This is a genomic window from Vibrio nigripulchritudo ATCC 27043 (assembly GCF_000222685.1).
GTDB lineage: Bacteria > Pseudomonadota > Gammaproteobacteria > Enterobacterales > Vibrionaceae > Vibrio > Vibrio nigripulchritudo.
The window spans coordinates 143,625-163,201 of sequence record NZ_AFWJ01000223.1 but is presented as its reverse complement, the minus strand read 5'-3'; the positions used below and the strand labels follow the sequence as shown (position 1 = coordinate 163,201).

Annotated in this window: 22 protein-coding genes; 8 read left to right on the top strand and 14 right to left on the bottom strand. The window is 46.2% G+C overall.

Annotation, left to right across the window (positions count from 1 at the left end; all coding sequences use genetic code 11):
- Positions 1 to 8: 8 nt before the first annotated feature.
- From RH89_RS16240 to RH89_RS16230, 3 genes are read right to left on the bottom strand one after another with little or no spacing between them, the layout of a single operon-like run.
- The gene (locus tag RH89_RS16240; protein ID WP_004404259.1) at positions 9 to 1,022 is read right to left on the bottom strand and encodes an Ldh family oxidoreductase; all 1,014 of its coding nucleotides are present in this window, start codon (positions 1,020 to 1,022) and stop codon (positions 9 to 11) included.
- 27 nt (positions 1,023 to 1,049) lie between these two features.
- A complete protein-coding gene (locus RH89_RS16235; RefSeq protein ID WP_004404258.1) occupies positions 1,050 to 2,066 on the bottom strand; it encodes a zinc-binding alcohol dehydrogenase family protein in 1,017 nt (338 codons plus the stop codon).
- Positions 2,063 to 3,526 carry a mannitol dehydrogenase family protein gene (locus RH89_RS16230; protein WP_004404255.1) on the bottom strand — a complete coding sequence of 488 codons (1,464 nt, stop codon included), beginning with the start codon at positions 3,524 to 3,526 and terminating at the stop codon, positions 2,063 to 2,065. Before RH89_RS16230 ends, RH89_RS16235 begins: the two co-directional genes overlap by 4 nt.
- A gap of 335 nt (positions 3,527 to 3,861) precedes the next feature.
- On the opposite strand from RH89_RS16230, the gene RH89_RS16225 reads away from it, so the two are divergent.
- Positions 3,862 to 4,950, top strand: coding sequence for a mandelate racemase/muconate lactonizing enzyme family protein (locus tag RH89_RS16225; protein ID WP_004404254.1), 1,089 nt, complete (start codon positions 3,862 to 3,864; stop codon positions 4,948 to 4,950).
- Between the two features lie 51 nt (positions 4,951 to 5,001).
- Here the strand turns inward: RH89_RS16225 and RH89_RS16220 are convergent, their stop codons facing one another.
- From RH89_RS16220 to RH89_RS16205, 4 genes are all read right to left on the bottom strand, one after another.
- Positions 5,002 to 5,274, bottom strand: a complete 273-nt coding sequence (locus RH89_RS16220; protein ID WP_004404251.1) for a hypothetical protein — start codon at positions 5,272 to 5,274, stop codon at positions 5,002 to 5,004.
- Between the two features lie 8 nt (positions 5,275 to 5,282).
- Positions 5,283 to 5,687 carry a type II toxin-antitoxin system YafO family toxin gene (locus RH89_RS16215; protein WP_004404249.1) on the bottom strand — a complete coding sequence of 135 codons (405 nt, stop codon included), beginning with the start codon at positions 5,685 to 5,687 and terminating at the stop codon, positions 5,283 to 5,285.
- Positions 5,688 to 5,690: 3 nt separating this feature from the next.
- A complete protein-coding gene (locus RH89_RS16210) occupies positions 5,691 to 5,873 on the bottom strand; it encodes a hypothetical protein (RefSeq protein ID WP_004404247.1) in 183 nt (60 codons plus the stop codon).
- Between the two features lie 129 nt (positions 5,874 to 6,002).
- Positions 6,003 to 6,683, bottom strand: a complete 681-nt coding sequence (locus RH89_RS16205; RefSeq protein ID WP_004404245.1) for an FCD domain-containing protein — start codon at positions 6,681 to 6,683, stop codon at positions 6,003 to 6,005.
- Positions 6,684 to 7,052: 369 nt separating this feature from the next.
- On the opposite strand from RH89_RS16205, the gene aldA reads away from it, so the two are divergent.
- A complete protein-coding gene (aldA, locus tag RH89_RS16200; RefSeq protein ID WP_004404242.1) occupies positions 7,053 to 8,522 on the top strand; it encodes an aldehyde dehydrogenase in 1,470 nt (489 codons plus the stop codon).
- 27 nt (positions 8,523 to 8,549) lie between these two features.
- Positions 8,550 to 10,175, top strand: coding sequence for a GMC family oxidoreductase (locus tag RH89_RS16195; protein WP_004404240.1), 1,626 nt, complete (start codon positions 8,550 to 8,552; stop codon positions 10,173 to 10,175).
- A gap of 61 nt (positions 10,176 to 10,236) precedes the next feature.
- Here RH89_RS16195 and RH89_RS16190 read toward each other — a convergent pair whose 3' ends face one another.
- Together RH89_RS16190 and RH89_RS16185 are read right to left on the bottom strand one after the other, a co-directional pair.
- A complete protein-coding gene (locus RH89_RS16190) occupies positions 10,237 to 10,863 on the bottom strand; it encodes a bifunctional 4-hydroxy-2-oxoglutarate aldolase/2-dehydro-3-deoxy-phosphogluconate aldolase (protein WP_004404238.1) in 627 nt (208 codons plus the stop codon).
- Between the two features lie 9 nt (positions 10,864 to 10,872).
- A complete protein-coding gene (locus tag RH89_RS16185) occupies positions 10,873 to 11,799 on the bottom strand; it encodes a sugar kinase (RefSeq protein WP_004404235.1) in 927 nt (308 codons plus the stop codon).
- A 337-nt stretch (positions 11,800 to 12,136) separates the two neighbouring features.
- Between RH89_RS16185 and RH89_RS16180 the strand changes: the two genes are divergently transcribed.
- Positions 12,137 to 12,766 (top strand): thioredoxin domain-containing protein, encoded by a 630-nt coding sequence (locus RH89_RS16180; protein ID WP_004404232.1) that lies wholly within the window; start codon positions 12,137 to 12,139, stop codon positions 12,764 to 12,766.
- A 20-nt stretch (positions 12,767 to 12,786) separates the two neighbouring features.
- On the opposite strand, the gene aroG is transcribed toward RH89_RS16180, so the two are convergent.
- The 5 genes from aroG to RH89_RS16155 form a co-directional block, all read right to left on the bottom strand.
- A complete protein-coding gene (gene aroG / locus RH89_RS16175; RefSeq protein WP_004404229.1) occupies positions 12,787 to 13,836 on the bottom strand; it encodes a 3-deoxy-7-phosphoheptulonate synthase AroG in 1,050 nt (349 codons plus the stop codon).
- Between the two features lie 243 nt (positions 13,837 to 14,079).
- On the bottom strand, positions 14,080 to 15,102 hold the full coding sequence (locus RH89_RS16170; RefSeq protein WP_004404226.1) for a GGDEF domain-containing protein: 1,023 nt from the start codon (positions 15,100 to 15,102) through the stop codon (positions 14,080 to 14,082).
- Between the two features lie 214 nt (positions 15,103 to 15,316).
- Positions 15,317 to 15,712 (bottom strand): DUF3224 domain-containing protein, encoded by a 396-nt coding sequence (locus tag RH89_RS16165; protein ID WP_004404224.1) that lies wholly within the window; start codon positions 15,710 to 15,712, stop codon positions 15,317 to 15,319.
- 136 nt (positions 15,713 to 15,848) lie between these two features.
- Entirely contained in the window at positions 15,849 to 16,292 is a 444-nt protein-coding gene (locus RH89_RS16160) for a hypothetical protein (RefSeq protein ID WP_004404223.1), read from the bottom strand.
- Positions 16,293 to 16,301: 9 nt separating this feature from the next.
- Entirely contained in the window at positions 16,302 to 16,706 is a 405-nt protein-coding gene (locus RH89_RS16155; protein WP_004404220.1) for a DUF1801 domain-containing protein, read from the bottom strand.
- Between the two features lie 266 nt (positions 16,707 to 16,972).
- Here RH89_RS16155 and RH89_RS16150 point away from each other — a divergent pair, with 266 nt between their 5' ends.
- The 4 genes from RH89_RS16150 (at position 16,973) to RH89_RS16135 (ending at position 19,575) form a co-directional block, all read left to right on the top strand.
- Positions 16,973 to 17,245, top strand: a complete 273-nt coding sequence (locus RH89_RS16150) for a hypothetical protein (RefSeq protein ID WP_004404218.1) — start codon at positions 16,973 to 16,975, stop codon at positions 17,243 to 17,245.
- A complete protein-coding gene (locus tag RH89_RS16145; RefSeq protein ID WP_004404215.1) occupies positions 17,245 to 17,556 on the top strand; it encodes a hypothetical protein in 312 nt (103 codons plus the stop codon). Before RH89_RS16150 ends, RH89_RS16145 begins: the two co-directional genes overlap by 1 nt.
- Before the next feature lie 205 nt (positions 17,557 to 17,761).
- A complete protein-coding gene (locus RH89_RS16140; protein WP_004404211.1) occupies positions 17,762 to 18,190 on the top strand; it encodes an MAPEG family protein in 429 nt (142 codons plus the stop codon).
- 89 nt (positions 18,191 to 18,279) lie between these two features.
- Positions 18,280 to 19,575, top strand: a complete 1,296-nt coding sequence (locus RH89_RS16135) for an alpha/beta fold hydrolase (protein ID WP_004404208.1) — start codon at positions 18,280 to 18,282, stop codon at positions 19,573 to 19,575.
- Positions 19,576 to 19,577: the final 2 nt, after the last annotated feature.

Genomic DNA, 19,577 nt, shown 5'->3' with positions numbered 1-19,577 from the left:
CACCCTGCTTACTTAGCCTGACTCAGGAAGTCATAAACGCCGGAGGGCACAGGTATGCCTTCTCGCTCGCACTGCTTCTGATACGCGACTTGGGGTTCGTTAGGAGCGAGTACTTTATCCACTCCGGGTGCGGTCGGGGCTTCGTGAAGCTCCTGTACCATGGCTGCCATCATGCCCGCAAAAGAGTGACCACCAAACTTGGCAGGATCTACCACAATCACCAGACTCGCGAGCTTGCGCATCTTGTCGTAGTCGTCGTACATGCGCACGATGTGGTTGCTGTAGTTAGCCCCCATTAACACACCGGTAAGCGCATCAATGGCAAGTGCGATGCCGAAACCTTTGTGACCACCGAAGGGCAGCAGTGTTTTGGCTTTGTGCGGATCAGTGGTTTCGTTGCCATCTTCGTCGATAGCCAGACCTAAGCCGATGGCATTCCCCGTTTCTTTTGCATGAAGCAATTTGCCGTAAGCCGTGGCGCTGGTCGCCATATCGACAATAACCGGATCGCCATTTTCAACCGGGAAACCGAAAGCAATGGGGTTGGTGCCAAAGAACGGCTTAGCACCACCATAAGGGGCTACACAGGTATCCGTTTGAGTCATACAGATGCAGATCTTGCCTGCGTCAGTGACTTGTTTAGCAAAGTAGGAAAGCGCACCACAGTGACTGGTGTTTTTAACCGGTACAAAACCAATGCCTGTTTCGCCAGCAAGCGAAATAGCCAGCTCAGTGGCTTCAATCAGCGCGGTATGTCCCATACCATCGTCTGAATCCAGCACCGCAACAGAAGGGGAAACCTCTTCAATTTTGTATTGAGGGCGAACATTCATGCCCCCCTCGGCAATGCGTTTGCAATAGTGTTCAACTCGCATCACACCATGAGAGTGAACGCCGCGAATGTCAGCATGCACTAAAACATCGGCGACCTGGCTGGCTTCTTTTTCTGTCAGACCCGCTTCAGCCAGTCTTTGTTGTGCCAGTTGGTGTAGGGTATCTGGGCTTACTTTTATTGTTGTCATCTTTCGTCCTTGTATTAAACCTAAAGCTTAATATTTCACTACGCCTTTAATCAGAGTCTGGTTGCTCGCAACCACCGAGGCGTAATCTTCACCAAAGGTATGGAAATCGAATTCTTGGTTGACCATCATGTCTTCCGAAAGCGCGCCGCTTTCAAAAAATGCCAGTACCGTTTCGAAATCTTCTCTTGTCGCATTACGGCTACTAATCAGTGTGGTCTCTTTTTTGTGGAAAGTCGGATCATCAATCTGCAAATCGCCAATGTATAAGCCAATAAAGACCATCTTTCCGCCATGTCGGATGAAATTCACCGCGTTGGTCATGGAGGCTTTGTTGCCCGTCGCATCCATTAACGTATCGGCTAATTCACCGGAAAACTGGGCTCTCAAATCTGCTTCAAATGAGTCCGAAAGTGGATTGACGGCTTTGACGTTCAATGTTGATTCCACATGAGCCTGTCGAGATGGGTTCACATCTGCGACCACAACATTGGCACCACGCGCTTTAGCGATCGCCGCCGCTCCAATGCCTATAGGACCGGCACCAATCACCAGAACATTCTCGCCATCGGCAACCTGACCACGACGGACAGCATGAGCACCAATGGCGAAGCATTCGGTTAACGCGACCGTTGAATCGGAGAGATTAGAATTCACCTTAACCAGATTGCTTTCCAGAACCGCCAGATATTCACAGAACCCACCGTCCTGATGAACCCCGTAAAGAGAGACATTTTCGCAGCAGTTGGTTTTGCCTTCAGCGCACGCCACGCAGTCGCCACAAGCCACGCATGGAATCACAGAAACGCGGTCGCCAATTCGAATGTCGGAGCAACTTTCTCCACACTCCTCCACTACCCCACAAAGCTCATGTCCCAGAACTCTCGGGTAGGAAAAGAAGGGTTGATTACCGGTGTAAGCATGAATATCGGTACCGCAGATACCCGCTGCTTTCAGTTTGATAAGAGCCTCATTCGGCTGGTACGTTGGCTTATCGCGCTCAATGTATTCCATGTCATGAGGGGCATTACAAATTAACGTTTTCATTGCATTCCTTTAGTGTGTAAAGACTGGCGGCTTAAACTGTTCAGAACTGTGCTCAAGCTACTTTCTTGTATTTGGTCATACCAACTCTCAATGAAAGGCAGCAAATCTGAAAAAGTCGGGTCATCCAGCTTGAAGAAACCAGATGCCACCAGAACTCTTTGGCAAACGGATTCGTTTGCTCCTTGAGAAGACATAAGCTCAGACAGCACTTCAGACTTTGGATCTGCTAATCCTTCGTCGGCATAGCGCTCGACAAATTTCACCCACGCCGCCAGCAGAAACAGCTGCGGTTCTATGCTCTGATTCGAATCTCGCAACGTTTTCATCGGAGCGATAATTCGTACTGGAATTTTCTGGCTGCTGTCCGTGGCAATTTGCTTTAGCAGATGCTCGATATTGGGGTTTTCAAAACGGGTAATCAGCGCGCTGATGTAAGTATCAATATCGATATTGAGCTTGGGGTTAAGCGAGCACTTCTGGGTATGCATTAAGGTAAGTAACGCGGGTTTTAATTCGGGATGAACCACAGCCTGACTGACCGACTGAAGCCCCATCAATGAACCGACAATAGCCAGGAAGGTGTGGCTGCCATTGAGCAGGCGAAGCTTCATCTCTTCATAAGGCACTACATCAGACACCAGACTCGCGCCAGCCTGCTGCCAGTTTGGTCGCCCAGCGACAAAGTTGTCTTCAATCACCCACTGCTTGAAAGACTCACCCACCACACCACATTTGTCATCAGCACCGACTAACGCTTTTAATTGCTGATGAGAATGCTCCGTCATCGCTGGGACAATGCGATCTACCATGGTAGATGGGAAGCTAACGTTACTTTTGGCCCAGTCAGCCACGTCCGGATTCACTTTCAGTAGAAATCCCATCACCGCGGCTTTAAGTACGTCGCCATTTTCGGGCATGTTGTCACAGGAAAGAACGCTCACTCCTGAAAGAGACCTGTCGTAACGGGTATCGATGGCTTTGGCAATCAGCCCGATTGCCGACTTGGGTTGCTGTGGATTCAACAAGTCGTGAGTTATGTCTGGATGATCCAGATTCAGCTCTCCTGTTGAAGGATGAACGCAGTACCCCTTCTCGGTTACGGTAAGAGAGATAATGCTGAGATCAGGTAGGGCGAACCACTCTTCAACTCTGCCATACCCTTCATGGGCAATATCTGTTGCCCCAGTGATCGTTCTTATCAGACGAGTCTCACTACCATGAGCACTGGTCTCCAGCACACAAAACGCCATCTCCTGATCGCGTAAATCCTGCGCGATGCTGGTACTGCCTCTCAGGCTGACTTCTGCGATCCCCCAAAGGTCTTCAGGTTCAAGGTCATTACAAATATCGTTGTAAACCGCCTGATGCCCACGGTGGAAAGCACCACATCCGATATGAACAATACGCGTACGCAGCTCATCTCGGGAATACGTGGTTTGGTGATCACAGTCGAACGTCATGTTCTGGCATCTCCGTTGTTATCAATTTGTGTCAACTGGTTACAAAGTACACGTTTGGACTAACCATAAAAAGAGATAAAAGTCACAAAAACGCATTTACAACGATCCAAAACCAACCAAAAACAGATCTCAATCACGATTATCGAACCAAAATGTAATTTTTCGAAGCAAAAATAGCCTTAACGTGCCTATCATGCGACTAAAAGAACACTTTGGTCTGAAATACCACTCAACAATAGTGACTTTGGTTTTACCAAAACAAATAAAGTAATTAAAGAAGTCTCCCTGCAGAAAGGAATCTGGGTTTTGTCAGGGAAAAACACCGAGGAGCAAAAATGAAAATCGCATCTGTCCATAACCAGCTGTTCAACGTTCCGCTGTCGGAACCACTGGCTGACGCGATGCATGGAGTTCATACACATTTTCAGTTGATCACCTCTACCATCACCTTAGAGGATGGCAGTGAAGGCACGGGTTACACCTATACAGGCGGTGTAGGCGGACATGCTGTTCTTTCTATGTTGGATAAAGACTTAACGCCCTTTCTGGTAGGGCGTGATGCTCGTGAGATCGACTCGCTTTATGACGAAATGCAGTGGCACCTTCATTATGTAGGTCGCGGAGGAATCGCATCCTTTGCAATTTCTGCCGCCGACATCGCCCTGTGGGATTTAAAAGGAAAACGAGAAAATCAGCCTCTCTGGAAACTGGCTGGAGGAAGCAGCGACCGCTGTCAGGCTTATTGCGGTGGCATCGATTTGCTGTTCAGTAAGGAAAAGCTTCTGAACAACATTCGTGGTTATCTCGAAAAAGGGTTTAACGCCGTAAAAATCAAGGTAGGAAAACCGGATTTGTTGGAGGACGTGGCACGAGTCAAAGCCGTTCGGGAGTTAATTGGTCCTGATGTCCGATTTATGGTCGACGCCAATTACAGCCTGTCGCTAGACAACGCCATTGCCTTTGCGAAACAAATCAAACCCTACGACATTACTTGGTTTGAAGAGCCGATTATCCCAGATTATTACAGCGGATATGCGGCTATCTTCGAGCAAACAGGTGTACCTGTTGCTATGGGTGAAAACCTGCACATTATTCATGAGTTTGAGCATGCCATGGCACAGTCAAAACTCTCCTATGTTCAGCCCGACGCGTCTAACTGCGGCGGGATCACTGGCTGGCTGAGAGCGGCGAAACTGGCAAAAGAACATGATGTTGTGGTGTGTTCGCACGGTATGCAGGAGTTACATGTAAGCTTGGTGTCGTCGCAAAGCCAGTTTGGCTGGCTGGAAGTGCACAGTTTCCCAATAGATCAATACACGACGAGACCACTGGTTGTCGAAGACCACCTCGCCGTTGCGCCCAACACCGCGGGCACTGGGGTGATCTTTGACTGGGAAAAACTCAAGCCTTATTTGCAGGTTTAAATAATAATAAAAAAGGTGACTTCTTATCAGAAATCACCTTTTCTTTTTTGACTATGCTTCTTCCCAGAGTTCGCCATCTGAGTCAGAAATGGTCGAATTGTACGATACACCCTCGACTTTCTCAGGCCATTTAGGGTTCAACACTCTTTTCACTTCATCAGCATCGACAAAAGCGATGATCTCCGCTTTTTGGTCGGTTTCCCATTCTCTGCCACTCCACAGCAAAAAATCATAGCGACCAATGCCTTCACCCAGTTTGATTGCCACGAAATAAATACCAGCAACTTCTGGTTTTCCATATTTCCAATCAAGTGAATCTGACATAAAAACTCCTAAAAATTACGATTACTAAACCTATCAGCAATATCTGATAGCTCAAGCAAATACAAAAGATCTTCTTTGTAAACTTGATGGGCGTTTTCAATAAGGCCAATCAATAGATAATAATTTGGATTGAAGTAGTTACTGCAGTAAATCAGTGCTGTATTACTTGTTTTATCAAAAGCATACTTTTTTAGGTTCCAACGCTTGGAAGTTTTATCCTTGATATGTATGTGCTTCAATCCAGACTGACGTAACTGTTCAGGAAAATCAAAAGTTGTATCTCGACCAAAGTCATTTGGTACGATACCTTTACTTTTGTAATCTCTAAATTTCTTCTTAACTGCATCATAAACTTCTTCTGGAATAGAGTCTTTGAAGGCCTTGTAAGCAAAAATTTTGACTTCATTTTCCACAGATTAGTCCTCCTCAACAATAACAATGTTCTTTGTTACTGCCGCTCTGGTCATAATCTGCTTTTTAGAATTTTTAGCCGCTACTTTTAATAGTGTCTTGTCGAGAGATTGTTCATCTATGTGAGAATTTTGACTCCCTTTACCATGAGCTTTCTTCAAAATTATCGGTCGTATGCCTTTGTCCATATAATATTTATCCTCGCGTATTAAAAACACACGAGAACCTAATACATATAAACCTAATCACCTATTTATCAAAAATACTAATGCGATGTGCTTAAAATTTACTCATCTCTAATCTAATCTGAAGCTAAATCAAGCAGACTCTTGAAGCATCACACTGCGAACATAGTCCCATGCTATTTGCAGATGACGCTCCAGTGCTTTTTCTGCCCCTTCCGGATCCCTATCCACAATGGCTTCGAAGATGGCTTCATGCCCTGCGTACATGACGCGGTTAATGTCGGCTCCACGTTCCTGACGACGCCAGTTTCCCGTAAGCCAGGATACGAACGTATTATGAATCATCGGATAAATTGGGTTGCCCGGGATGCCATATAACACTCGGTGAAAATCTATATCTGTTGCATGGAACTGTTCGGTATGACCTATGGCATTTTTGTTGGCATTCAGCGCTTGGCGCAAGTTGTCGATGTCTACTTTTTTGGCATTAAGGGCAGCGTGTCGGACTAAAGCAGATTCAAAGAAAACGCGACTCTCATACAAGCTTTTTAAACCATCGTCGTCGGTAAGCAGGTTATCCAGAGTGTTTCGGAATGACTCGATAGAATTTCCATAGTTCTGTCGGCGGATGATTGGACGGTGACGCGGTTTGGTTTCCAGTAACCCTTTACCGGCAAGCTCAGCAATCGCCTCTCGGATGGCGGTGCGAGAAACACCAAACTCTTCCATCAATTGTCTTTCAGGTGGTAAACGGTCACCTTCATTGAATGCGTTGCTTAAGACTTTCTCTTCTAATCTCTTCGAAACCGACACTATCTAAACCTCGAGGTCATTTTGGTTACTCCAAACTCCCCTAAGCCTACACCCAGAGCTAATTTTGAGTCAATTTTATACCCCAAATTTGCCGGGCTATGGCAGAGTAATTTGAGCCAGCATTGAAAACCGTCAATTCCCACAAACAAATAACCTTATGTTTTAAATAAAAATTAATCGTATATGCCCTATTTAGAATCCCAATTTCTCATCCAAATCTGACCAATAAAACTGTGACACCAAACCATTTATTTTGGTTGTTTTTTGGTCTTTTCTTGGTAGGATCAAACAGATTAAAGGTCATATTTCTTGCAAAAACCGAGAATCAACACCATAAAATCAGATTTATGGTCATACCAAGGAGAGGTTATGAAGTCGGTCAGTGATACTTTAAATGCCATTGCTACGCCAAAGATGTACGTAAATGGCGAATGGACCACTCAACATGCAAATCAATGGATGGATGTAGAAAACCCAGCCAATGAGCTGGTTATCGCTTCCATCCCGTCGGGTGATAGTGATACCGCAGCCTATGCCATTCAGAGTGCCAAAACCGCGCAATCAGCCTGGAGCCGCTTGCCTCCGGTCAAGCGAGCAGAATTGATCGACAACTTGGCAAAGCTGGTAATGGAAAACCAGCACCATCTCGCCATGGTAATCACGTTAGAACAAGGTAAACCACTCAATCAGGCCATGGGCGAAGTCGCCGCTTCTGCTAATTTTCTCAGCTATGCAGCTTCCAGTGCCCGCAGAACCGAAGGGCATATTTTCCCATCCGATATGGAGAATGAAGAAGTCTGGATACGCCGGGCACCGTTTGGTGTAGTGGTTGCCTTAACGGCGTGGAATTACCCTTTGGCCTTGGCTGCACGCAAGCTTGGTCCTGCACTGGTTGCCGGGAATACCGTGGTCTTAAAACCTCACGAAGTCACACCGTTGGCGACAGTCGAGCTGTTTAAGCTTATCGACCAAGCTGGTTTCCCAGCCGGAGTAGCCAATCTGGTATTAGGAGGAGGCAGAGATCTGGGCGAGGCACTAGTCACCAATAAGAATACGCAGCTTGTCACCATGACGGGCAGTGTGCGTGCGGGGAGGGAAATTTATCGCGCGGGAGCAGACGACATCAAAGTCCTGCGACTGGAGCTCGGTGGTAAAGCCCCATTTATCGTCATGGACGATGCAGATATTGATGCCGCCGTCGAAAGTGCCATGACCGCTCGCTTCACCAATTGTGGTCAAATCTGTACCTGTAATGAGCGAATGTACGTCCACGCTGCTGTGTATGATCAGGTGGTCAAAAAGATGCTCGCCGCGACTCGCCGATTAACACTGGATAACCCCGTTAATAACCCTGATATGGGTCCTAAAGTCAGCAAACCAGAATTGGAGAAGGTGGCTGATCAGCTCGGTAGAGCCAAGCAAGAGGGGGCAGAAGTGTTAATTGGTGGGAATAGACCGGAAACGACTCAGTTTGAAAAAGGGCATTGGATCCAACCCACGGTGGTCGCAGGGTTAAAAAACGATTCAGTACTGGTTAAAGAGGAGATCTTTGGACCCGTGCTTCCAATCATCAAGGTCGACAGTTATGAGGAAGCCATAGAGAAAGCTAACGCTTCAGATTATGGGCTTTCTGCCTATCTCTATACCCAGAATTTCAAACGCATTATGAACGCCCACAATGAATTCCAGTTCGGAGAACTTTACATCAACCGAACCTGCGGCGAACTGGTTCAGGGTTTTCATACTGGCTGGGGGCTGTCTGGTCTGGGAGGCGAAGATGGCGTCTTTGGTCTGGACAACTACTATCGTAAGCAGACGTCTTACGTGAACTGGCAATAACGTAGCTGGTTTATTGGAGTACGGCGAATGGATTCAACATACGATTACATCATAGTGGGTGGCGGCGCAGCAGGCTGTGTGGTTGCAGCCAGACTGGCAAAAGAAAGCAACGCTAAAGTGTTGTTGCTTGAAGCAGGGCACTCCCATCATCATACGTTGCTCGATATGCCGCCGGGCATATTCAAGATGATCAACGGCAGTAAGTTCATGTCTTATCATCACACGACACCCCAGGATCATTTGGGCGGTCGGGTACACGACATCCCACAGGGTAATGTGCTGGGAGGTGGATCATCGGTGAATGCTCAGGTGTATATGCGCGGGCGACCTGCCGACTACGACGAATGGGATGAGATTCTGAAAAACAATCAGAATAAAGCCAGTTGGAGCTGGGAAGACATACTGCCAATTTTTAAAACCATGGAAGGCAATAACCGCCTTAACGATGACTACCACGGGGCAGAAGGCCCGCTTTTGGTGTCAGACCCAGGCTATATCACACCTATGTCACGCTGGTTTGTGCAAAGTATGCAGGAAATTGGGGAACCCTATAATCACGATTTCAACGGTGAATCTCAGCGCGGTGCGGGGTTCTATCAGTTCATGAACCGAGATGGACGCCGTAGCAGTTCGGCTTACGCCTATATTGAACCACTACAAAAGCTCGCTAACCTGACCGTGGTATTGAATGCCAAAGTCGAAAAAGTAGTGATTGAAGAAGGAGTCGCCAAATCGGTGCTCTTCAAAAATGCCGCAGGTCAAAGCATAGAGACCCATGTAAACGAAGAAATTATCTTGTCGGCAGGTTCTTTGATTACGCCTAAATTGCTGATGCTATCCGGAGTCGGAGAAAAGGAAGAGCTGGAAACCCACGGGATTGAGTGCAAAGCAGACCTGCCCGGCGTAGGCAAAAACTTGATCGACCATCCGGAAGTGCCAGTGGTCGGCATCGCCAATGGACCGTATGGGTACGCAAGACAGGGAAAAGGCTGGCGCATGATGCGTAACGGCATCCAGTTCAAACTGTTTGGTTCCGGTCCTATTTTGTCTGCCGGCGTGGAAGCCGGGGCTTTTGTAAATCCAAATTATCGTACGAAAACCCCTACCATTCAGGCATTTTGTGTTCCGGCGGTTTATCTGGATCGCGATATTCTTGATACCGTCGATATCGATACTTACGGTTTAACTGTCACCACCGTGGTGATCAAACCCAAATCTCGTGGCTGGGTGAAATTAGCCTCGTCCAATCCGGAGGATATGCCGCTGGTATCCCCTAACCTTCTGAGTGAAAAGGAAGACATGGATGAGATGATCGCCGCACAACGTTTTTTTGTGCGCGCGTTCCAGGAGGGTCCTCTTTCACAGAGAATCAAACAGGTTGCCGTCCCTGACCCGAACGATTTGTCTGATGAAGCCATCGCGCTGCACTGCCAGAAGACCGTAAAAACCAATTATCATCCGAGCGGCACATGCAAAATGGGAGCAGATGACGATCCACTTGCCGTACTGGATGCGAAATTATGTGTTCGAGGCGTTGAAAAATTAAGAGTATGCGATTTATCTGCGATGCCAAATATAAACGCGGGAAATACAAATGCGCCAGCAATGATGATCGGTTATCGATGCGCGGAGTTTATTTTAAATAATGATTAATACTTTATAAAAATAAAGGGAAGATAAATCTTCCCTTTATTTTAGGTTATTTTTGGGCTTATTAATTGACTAGCTCAACCGCTTCACGGGTCAGCTTCGCCAGCTCGTCCCATTTGCCTTCTTCGATCAGCTTTTTATCTACCATCCATGTACCGCCACAAGCGATGACTCTTGGAATCGCTAAATAGTCGTTCACGTTTTTCGGGCTAACACCGCCTGTAGGCATCAATTCGATATCCGTGTATGGCGCTAACAAAGATTTCACCATGTTGATGCCGCCTGATGCTTCTGCAGGGAAAAACTTCAACGTCTTCAGACCCAGCTCCAGCGCAGCTTCAATAGCACTTGGGTTATTCACACCAGGGACAATATCAATGCCTTCTGCCTGACACGCTTTTACGGTATTAGGGTTCAGACCCGGCGACACAATAAAGGTAGCACCCGCTTCTTTTGCCGCTTTCACTTGTTCCGCATTAAGCACAGTTCCGGCACCAATCAGCATGTCTGGCTGAGATTCTCTTAATAGCCGAATTGCTTCCACCGCCGCATCTGAGCGAAAGGTAATTTCGGCTACTGGCAAGCCATTTTCTACAAGCACTTTTCCAAGCTCGATGATGTCTTCTGCTTTATCGAGTGCAATCACGGGCACAACTTTCAGTGCTTTTAGCTGCTCGCTTATCTTACTCACAATATCTCCTTAAATGTTTTTGGGCACTATCGCCCCTTTGTGTTGGATGACCTTGCCTGCGAGCTGATTGCCCCGTTTGCAGCACTCATCCAATGTCTGATTGTTTAAGTAGGCCGCGAAGAATGCCCCATTAAAGGAATCTCCTGCGGACGTCGTATCTACTACATGTTTAACTGGTTCGGTAGGTACAGGAATAAAACTGTCGCTGGCAGAAAAATCCTGTACCAGACAGCCTTCTTCACCCAGCCTGATCACGACAATTCGGACACCCAACTCGTTTAAGCGAGAGAAGGTGTCCTGTGGTGAAACGTCTCCCCACAATGCCTGTTCATCATCAAAAGTGACCAGTGCAATGTCGGTGTTTTTATAGACGTTTAAATACGCTTCTTTCACGCTGTCTATATCTTCCCAAAGCGCGGGGCGGAAGTTGCTGTCAAACGCGATTTCAGTTCCTGACTGGCGCAATTCACCCAACCATTCATACAATGTCGCCTTGTCTTCGTCAGGCAAAATCGCCAGGCTAATGCCACTCAAAAAGGCAACGTCTGAACCAGAGGTTGATGCTCTTAGCGTTGTAAAATCAGGGTGTTGCAGCAAGTATCTGGCAGCGGATTCGCTTCGCCAGTATAGGAAAGTACGTTCGCCCTGCTGATCCAGCTGTATAAGGTAGGCACCGGGTACACGCTTTTCATCTTTTAGAACAGATTGAGTGTTGATCCCCTCATCCTGCCAGCGAGATTCAATACCCCGACTCAACGCGTCGGTCCCCAGAGCAGTGACATACTGAACATCAGCGGAATTTGGATAATTTTCAAGCTCTCGGCACAGGTAAACGGCAGCGTTTAGCGTATCTCCGCCATAAGTTTGCCACATTGAGCCAAAGGGTTCTCCATTTAGCTCAATCATACATTCACCGATAATTGAAATCCGTTTCATTGAAATACATTTCCTTTTAGAAAAATAATAAAAACGTTTTTAAACCGTTATTTCATTTTATTATTAATCACTATTTCAATAAATAGGAATTCTTGTTTTGTGTGCGCTGGTTTTAACTTTGATACAAGATCTTTCCAGATAATGTGACATAACTCATTAAGAAAAATCGGCGGGAAAAGTCACCCGCTCATACCCAGGCAACCTCAGTACGTTTTCACAAGGCTGAAAGTGAGGCATCACGGAAGCATACTAAATAACATCAAACATATAAGATTTGACATAAAATCAAAGTAGAAAATATACTTGCTTCATCTGTTTTATGATGTGGATATCAAGTATGAACAATAGAATGAAGTCGCTTTTACTTACGTTGCTCATCCTGTGCGGAGCAAATTCTGTTGCTGCGTATGAACTTAAAGAGGGATTAGATTACGATGTAGTTCCACAGCAAATCATGGTCGATAATACTGTTAAAGTGTACTTCAGCTTTCGCTGCGGTCACTGTGCAGCCTTTGACTCCGTCTATTATCAGGTTTCACAACACCTACCCGACCAGGTATGTTTAACCAAAATCCCTCTTTTTAACCCTCAAGATGAGTTGGATCTGCTTTACGCCAAAAGCTTCGCAGTTGCGCAGCAGAACGGTGTCGAATTTCAATACACACGAGAAATGTTTGAAGCGCTCAAAAATCGACAGGCACCGAAATGTGTAAAAACCATGACACAGTTTTTCGCCAAATCATTGAACATAAAACCAAGCCTGTTTAAAACACATTTTGAGGCTAAGGAAACGGAAAATAAACTGGCGGGATATCTTTTAGATGCTGAACGATTAGAGGTAAAAGCAGTTCCAACCGTTATTGTGGGGAACACTTATCACGTTACACCAAAGCGGGTAACGTCGTTTGAGGAATATAAGGTGTTGATTCAAAAGGTTGTAGGTAAGCATATAAGAAGACCAGCTTAACGCTGGTCTCCTTTGAGTTTTTACTTACGGCGGGCTTCTACTGCATCTGCAAGCTGGCGTAGGACCTTCTCTGTATCTTCCCAACCGATACAGGCATCGGTAATCGACTGACCGTAAGTGGCGGCTTTACCATCCACCAGATCCTGACGACCTTCAACCAAGTGCGATTCAATCATCACACCAAAGATTGCCTGCTCACCGCCAGAGATCTGTTCACACACATCATCAGCAACGTTCATTTGGCGCTGGTATTGCTTAGAGCTGTTCGCGTGGCTGAAATCGATCATCACTTTTTGTGGAAGACCAGAAGCAGAAAGCTCTTCTTTAATTCGAGCGACATGCTCAGCGCTGTAGTTTGGCTCTTTACCGCCACGCAAAATGATGTGGCAATCTGGGTTGCCCGCTGTTTCTACAATTGCCGAGTGACCGTACTTGGTTACGGATAGAAAATGGTGCGAGGAGCTAGCACTGCGAATCGCATCAGAAGCAATCTTGATGTTGCCATCCGTACCGTTTTTGAATCCGACCGGACAAGATAACCCTGAAGACAGCTCACGGTGAACCTGCGATTCTGTGGTACGCGCTCCAATAGCCCCCCAACTGATTAAGTCGGCAACGTACTGTGGCGTAATCATATCCAGAAATTCGCTCGCAGTTGGCATGCCCATGTCTGTCAGGTCAAGCAAAAGCTTGCGCCCCATGCGAAGTCCATCGTTCAGTTTAAAGGTGTCATTCAGGTATGGGTCGTTAATCAGACCTTTCCAGCCAACGGTTGTACGCGGTTTTTCGAAGTAAACACGCATCACAATTTCAAGGCGGTCTTTCAGCTCTTCACGCAACCCTTTCAGGCGCTGACCATACTCAATTGCTGCTTCTGTATCGTGGATAGAACAAGGACCAATGATCACCAAAAGTCTGTCATCTTTATCTTCTAAAATGTTGTGAATCGCCTGGCGCGCTTCAAAAGTGGTTGAAGATGCAACTTCTGTGGTCGGATACTTCTCTAACACCGCTACGGGGGGCAGCAGTTCTTTGACTTTATTAATTCGAACGTCGTCGGTTTGGTACATACTACATCTTCCTGTTTTTCTTATTTGCACTGCTGAACGGTGCAGTGGTTAAGCTTTAACTTATCTGTTAAAAATACGAACTTCAACGATTAATTTCACTCAAGCAAGATTTTTTATCACTTTCTTCTTTTCAATATCTGAGTGACATACTTTTGATATGTTTAAGCTTTAGAATGAATAGACTGAACCAAAACAAAAACACCCGCATGTATGCGGGTGTTTACGTGAGTACATTTAATTTTACTATTTTGGAATGGGCATAACTCGGTTTCGACCCAGTCGCTTGGCTTCGTAAAGCTGGGTGTCAGCTCGTTCAATTAAACCATCAGGTGACTCACCTGGCTGATATTCTGCCACGCCAAACGAAGACGTAATACTGTCGACTTGCTTGCCACTGCGCTTGTCTTTTACGCTGATTTTTTCAAAACCAGTGCGTACAGATTCAGCAAAACGGATCGCTAAGCGCAATTGCTTGTCTGGCACTATCATTGCAAATTCTTCACCACCATAGCGATAAGCTGTAATTCCCTCGCGGCAGGCACCACTTAGTCGCTTGGCAATAGAACGGATGACGGCATCCCCGAAAATGTGTCCGTACTGGTCGTTAAACGATTTAAAGTGGTCTATGTCCATAATAATCAAGCTAAATGCGCTTTCATTGCGACAAAACGTCGCTAAATCTTTATCAAATGCTCGACGATTCAAAAGGTTGGTTAAGCCATCGTACAAGGCATCTTTCTGGAATTCTGCCAGTTGAGATTTCAACTCTTCGATTTCCTGACTGGCCACATTCAGCTGGCTATTCAGGAACTGGGTGGTAGTACGAATATCTTTGGATTCGGTAATCAGGTTTCTCACCAATCCCATCACTTCTTCAAAAGACAAACCTTCATCTTCAACACGCGAAAGGCTGTCGAAGCTTTTGTCCATCTGCTGTTGAAATGTGCTGGTATTCGCCAGAGTGTCGTTCATAGAGTGGGACACTTCCGTTATCAGCTTTTCTAAGCTGGTACGGAGTTGCTGAACGTCAGTTTCCTGTTTGCTGGCCACATAGTTTCTGTACAGCGCTTCTCCAGTCGCTGGCGGGCACAACCCACAGTCAGAAACCACTTTGTCCATTTCTTTATTGAGTTCCGGCAAGCTGTTGTCAACGTACGTATACCAAAGGGCGTAGTTGGTTGGTGTCGTTGGTACCTGGTTTTTGATCATCAGAGGAACCGCTTTTCGCAGGTTTTCTGATGCCTTTTGGATATCATCTTTACTCATGCTTGATCACTATATGTGTCGTTCTTCTTATGGTCGATCATCCTGATCCAGTATAGGATCGATTCATTGATCATCCAATAAGCAACCTCAAACGATTTTGACAATAAACACAAGAAAAAGAAGTGAAAAACATGCGATAAGCAGCGAAGCTTTGTAAAAACGAAGCTTAAATCAACTATCAACTTAGCCGGAAAAAGAAGATATATTCTGTTGCTTAGGTAAACTTTAACGTGAACTGATACAGCGCTCTTCCAGACTCTTCAGCATGAAAATGCCCGCTGCCTTCTACTCCTTGCAGCTCTCCAGTACCGGAATCGCGAACCACCACCATCTGGCTGCTCGCCACGCCTTTTTCGAATTTACCATTGTGCTGAACTACCAGGCAGCCTGCTTTGCCATCGATGGTCGCTGTAATGATCTCGTAGCCAACAAAAACGGCATGGTCTGCCGCTTGATGGCACATGAGATACTGGATTTCACCTGCCCCTTCAATGCCACCGCGATAATTTTGCGTGACGGTCGCCAACGATTGTTTAAACCCGCCTTCTCGTTCTACATAGGTGCTCTCATCCCATGCGGTTATGGTAAATTCACCCGAAAATGACTTCATATGACTCTCCGTGTCACATCGATATAACGATTCCAATTTATCCCTGCCTGATTTCACTGGCGAGTGCATCTATAAGAAATACCTAAAAAAGGCACACATTCTCAAAAATGGGACAATTCCTTCTTTAAGTCGTCCACTAATTTAGTTTTGCCCATACCTGATAAAGCCCGACGGCATGGGTGATGCCTATAACAGTGCAAATCACCGAACTTACCCACATGAACGTTTGTTGTGCCCGAAGCTCAATAAGGTACGGATGGTCAATGAAGTTCACCGCGACAATACCCAGTACTCCACGAGCCAAATACACTAAGGTGATACCCAGAAGCACCCATTTTGTCCATGGAAGTGGGAACACCAGACCCGCGCCAGAAAGCGCGAATACTCCCCACGTTGCCAGCACTGTCCCTATCGCTGCGGTAACCAGAAGCGGATACCAACGTCCTTCTTCTGCCATTTGTGCCATGGCTTCACCGGCACCAAAAAACCGATACCAGTCAGGACCACCCAACACAATGCAACCATGCAGAAAAGCAGCCGTAAAGCTCATGAAGGCGGCAGAAATGAGTACAGTATTCATAGGGTTGGTTTAAGCTCCCAGTAGTGGTAGATGTTTGAGTTTATGGTAATTTAGAGCGAGATAGAGGCAATGTCTGAGCTGAGGTTCTGCGAGTGGTTTATCAATACGAAAGACAATCGAACGATTTCCCTGATACTCCATTTCATCTCCGTACAGCTCTCTGAATGTTTCCACTAGTGTTGTCTGGCAATGAAAATAGACGCAATAGGTTTGTGGGTCATTTCTATCAAAACCAAGGCGAACAGTACTGCCAGTTTTGACCATGTAGCTGGGCTGCCCCCACTTTAATGTTTCTTCCACACTGCCAAGCTGATGTTCCTCTGCCACGCTAAAAATCAGAGTTCGAACCTGAAGCAAATGTTCTTTTACAGACTTTGGAAACTGGTCAAACACACCTTGTATTTGTTCATCCATGAATCAATTCCTCTTTGCTTACATTCTCAAGTTACGCTCAGGCTACGCTAAAAAGTTGCCAGTTTTTGTCAGGAGCTGGCAGCACAATTGAGTATCAAATCAGTTTTGCAAACATAACCTTAAGATCGCGTTAAGTGCTTTTACCATTTTCTGCTTACAAACCCTTACACAGCTCACATTTTCTGCGTGCTAGCATTCACCCCGCAAATGACCCTAGCCATCCAATCAGGATGCTGGAATGAACAGACAAGGTAACCATAACCGCAATGCTATCCAACGCTTCAAACGAGACACGTACAGATCTTCAACGTTCTGAAACTCTTCTTCAGGAACTGGTCACAGGTCAGTCTAGCCCTCAGGAGCTGCAAGCACTGCTAGGTATGGCGCAAACCATCATTCATCACAAGGAAGACTTGGTGTCACACGTCTACGAATACCCTGCTCGCAAACTGGTGTTTTCGTTTTCCAAAAACATTCTGGTGCTAAAGGAACGCGGCACAGAAAAAGACAACAAATATTATTTTGAGGATATCGAGTAATGAAAAAGTTCTTTTCCGCAGTGCTTCTTGCAATGACCGCAACTGGCTGTGTTTCAACCGATCCAAATGATTCCATTATTCCTACGATGGACAGCATCGCAGGCATTCCATTCGCAGAAGAAAACAAATGCGAAACTGCACTGGATGAAATGTACCTGCACGTTTACGAAAACAGACCAGCAATGGTGTTCCGTGCGGGTCAAGCTCAAGGGTTCAACAATGATCAAATCAACGAAGTGATCAAAGTCGCGAAAAATAATAAAGACAAAGATGCTTACATGTATTTCATGAAGGAAAAACTTTGCAAGTAACACCACTCTCTACTTCTCTCTGGCCGCTCCTGTAGCGGCTTTTTTTTGCCCCTAATATACTGAACCAATACGCTGCGAAACTCGTAGCTAGGGTCAGCTCATGTAGCAACTCAAAAACCAATTAAATTGCGCGCAATCTATTTACATTTAAGTTGCGCGCAATTAATATTGCGCGCAACTTAATTTTAATACCACAGAGGTTTGTATGTTTGCTGAATTATTCTCTCAATACGCGTTATCCCTTTGGGGGTTATGGCTGATCTTGTTCACCGTTCTGGTTCAGGCGATCATTGCCTCTGTTGCTCACCGCAAACAGAGCCACTATGTTCCGGGTATCGTCGACAGCAAACTCAGTCACGAATCCTTCGTATTCCGCAGTCACCGTACGCATCAAAATTCACTCGACAATGTAGTGGTGTTTGTTGTCCCAGCCATACTTGGCATTTTTGCAGGCATGTCTCCTACCACACTGGCCGTCTTTGTCTGGATTTATGCCATTGCACGTTTGATTCACATGGCGCTGTACTACGTAATTGCAACAGAACGTAACCCTAGCCCACGCAGCTATTTCTATATCATTGGTTTTATTGCCAATCTTGGACTGTTTATCGCATTAGGAATTAATGGGTTCTAACGCCAAATTCTGATACTTTACGCACCAATAGCCTCAAGATGTTGCTCATCTTGGGGTGGACAGTCGCTTTCATATGGAAGGAGAAGAAAGTGCGATCAGAATTTATTGAAGGACAAGTGCGATTTCGTCCACACACCTTTGAATTGCCATTGAACTATCAAAACCCGAATGGCGACACCATTTCCGTTTTTGCCAGAGAGCTGGTCGACATCAATGCCGATGAAGCGTCTTTACCATGGCTGGTTTACTTTCAAGGCGGTCCTGGGTTCCCCTCTCCTCGTGTCGATGGTGCTTCTGGCTGGGTGAAACGTGCCCTGAAACAGTTCCGTATTTTACTGCTTGATCAGCGTGGCACAGGTAACAGCAGTGTCATCACTTTCCAAACGCTGCAAGGAAAAAACCCGCAAGAGCAAGCCGAATATTTAAGCCTCTTCCGCGCAGATAATATCGTTCGCGATGCCGAAGCCATCAGGGAAAAGCTTGGTGTTGAGAGATGGAGCATCCTCGGGCAAAGCTTTGGCGGGTTCTGCTCTTTAACTTACTTATCGATGTTCCCCGAAAAACTGGAACGCTCGCTTATTACAGGAGGTGTTCCATCTTTGGTTCGCCATGCAGACGACGTCTACCGCGCAACCTACAAGCGAGTAACCGATAAGAACAATGCGTTTTTTGCTCAGTTCCCTTCTGCGCAGACGCAATGCCAGAAGATTGCCGATTTTATTTTGAACAATGACGTCGTCCTGCCGAATGGTCAGCTATTTACAGTGGAACAATTCCAGTTAATCGGAGCGAATCTGGGTCGAAGCGGTGCTAACGTACCTATGTACTACTTGCTAGAAAATGCTTTTGTCACCGTGGGTGGCAAGGAAACCCTAAGCTTTGGTTTCTTGAATGCCATGCTTCAGGAGCAAATCTTCCACACCAACCCGATTTACGCCCTGTTGCATGAATCGATATATAACCAGGGTGAGGCTTCTTCTTGGTCGGCACATCGAGTTCGCGATGAATACCCGGAATTCCATTACCAATCTGGTCAACCTTTCCTGTTTACCGGAGAAATGGTTTATCCGTGGATGTTCGACCAGTTCAAGGGTTTGCAGCCGCTTAAACAAGCGGCAGATTCGTTGGCAGAGAAAGCCGACTGGGGCAACCTGTATGACGTAGAAAAATTGGCAGATAATACAGTTCCAGTAGCATGCGCTGTATACGCTGACGACATGTACGTTGAAATGGACTACAGCCGGGAAACTCTGGTCGGCATTCCAAACAGCAAAGCGTGGATCACCAACGAATACGAGCACAACGGTATCGGTGTCGACGGTGAGTGCATTCTGGACAAACTCCTAGAGATGGCAGACGCGATCGCTAATTTACCAAAACGTTAAGG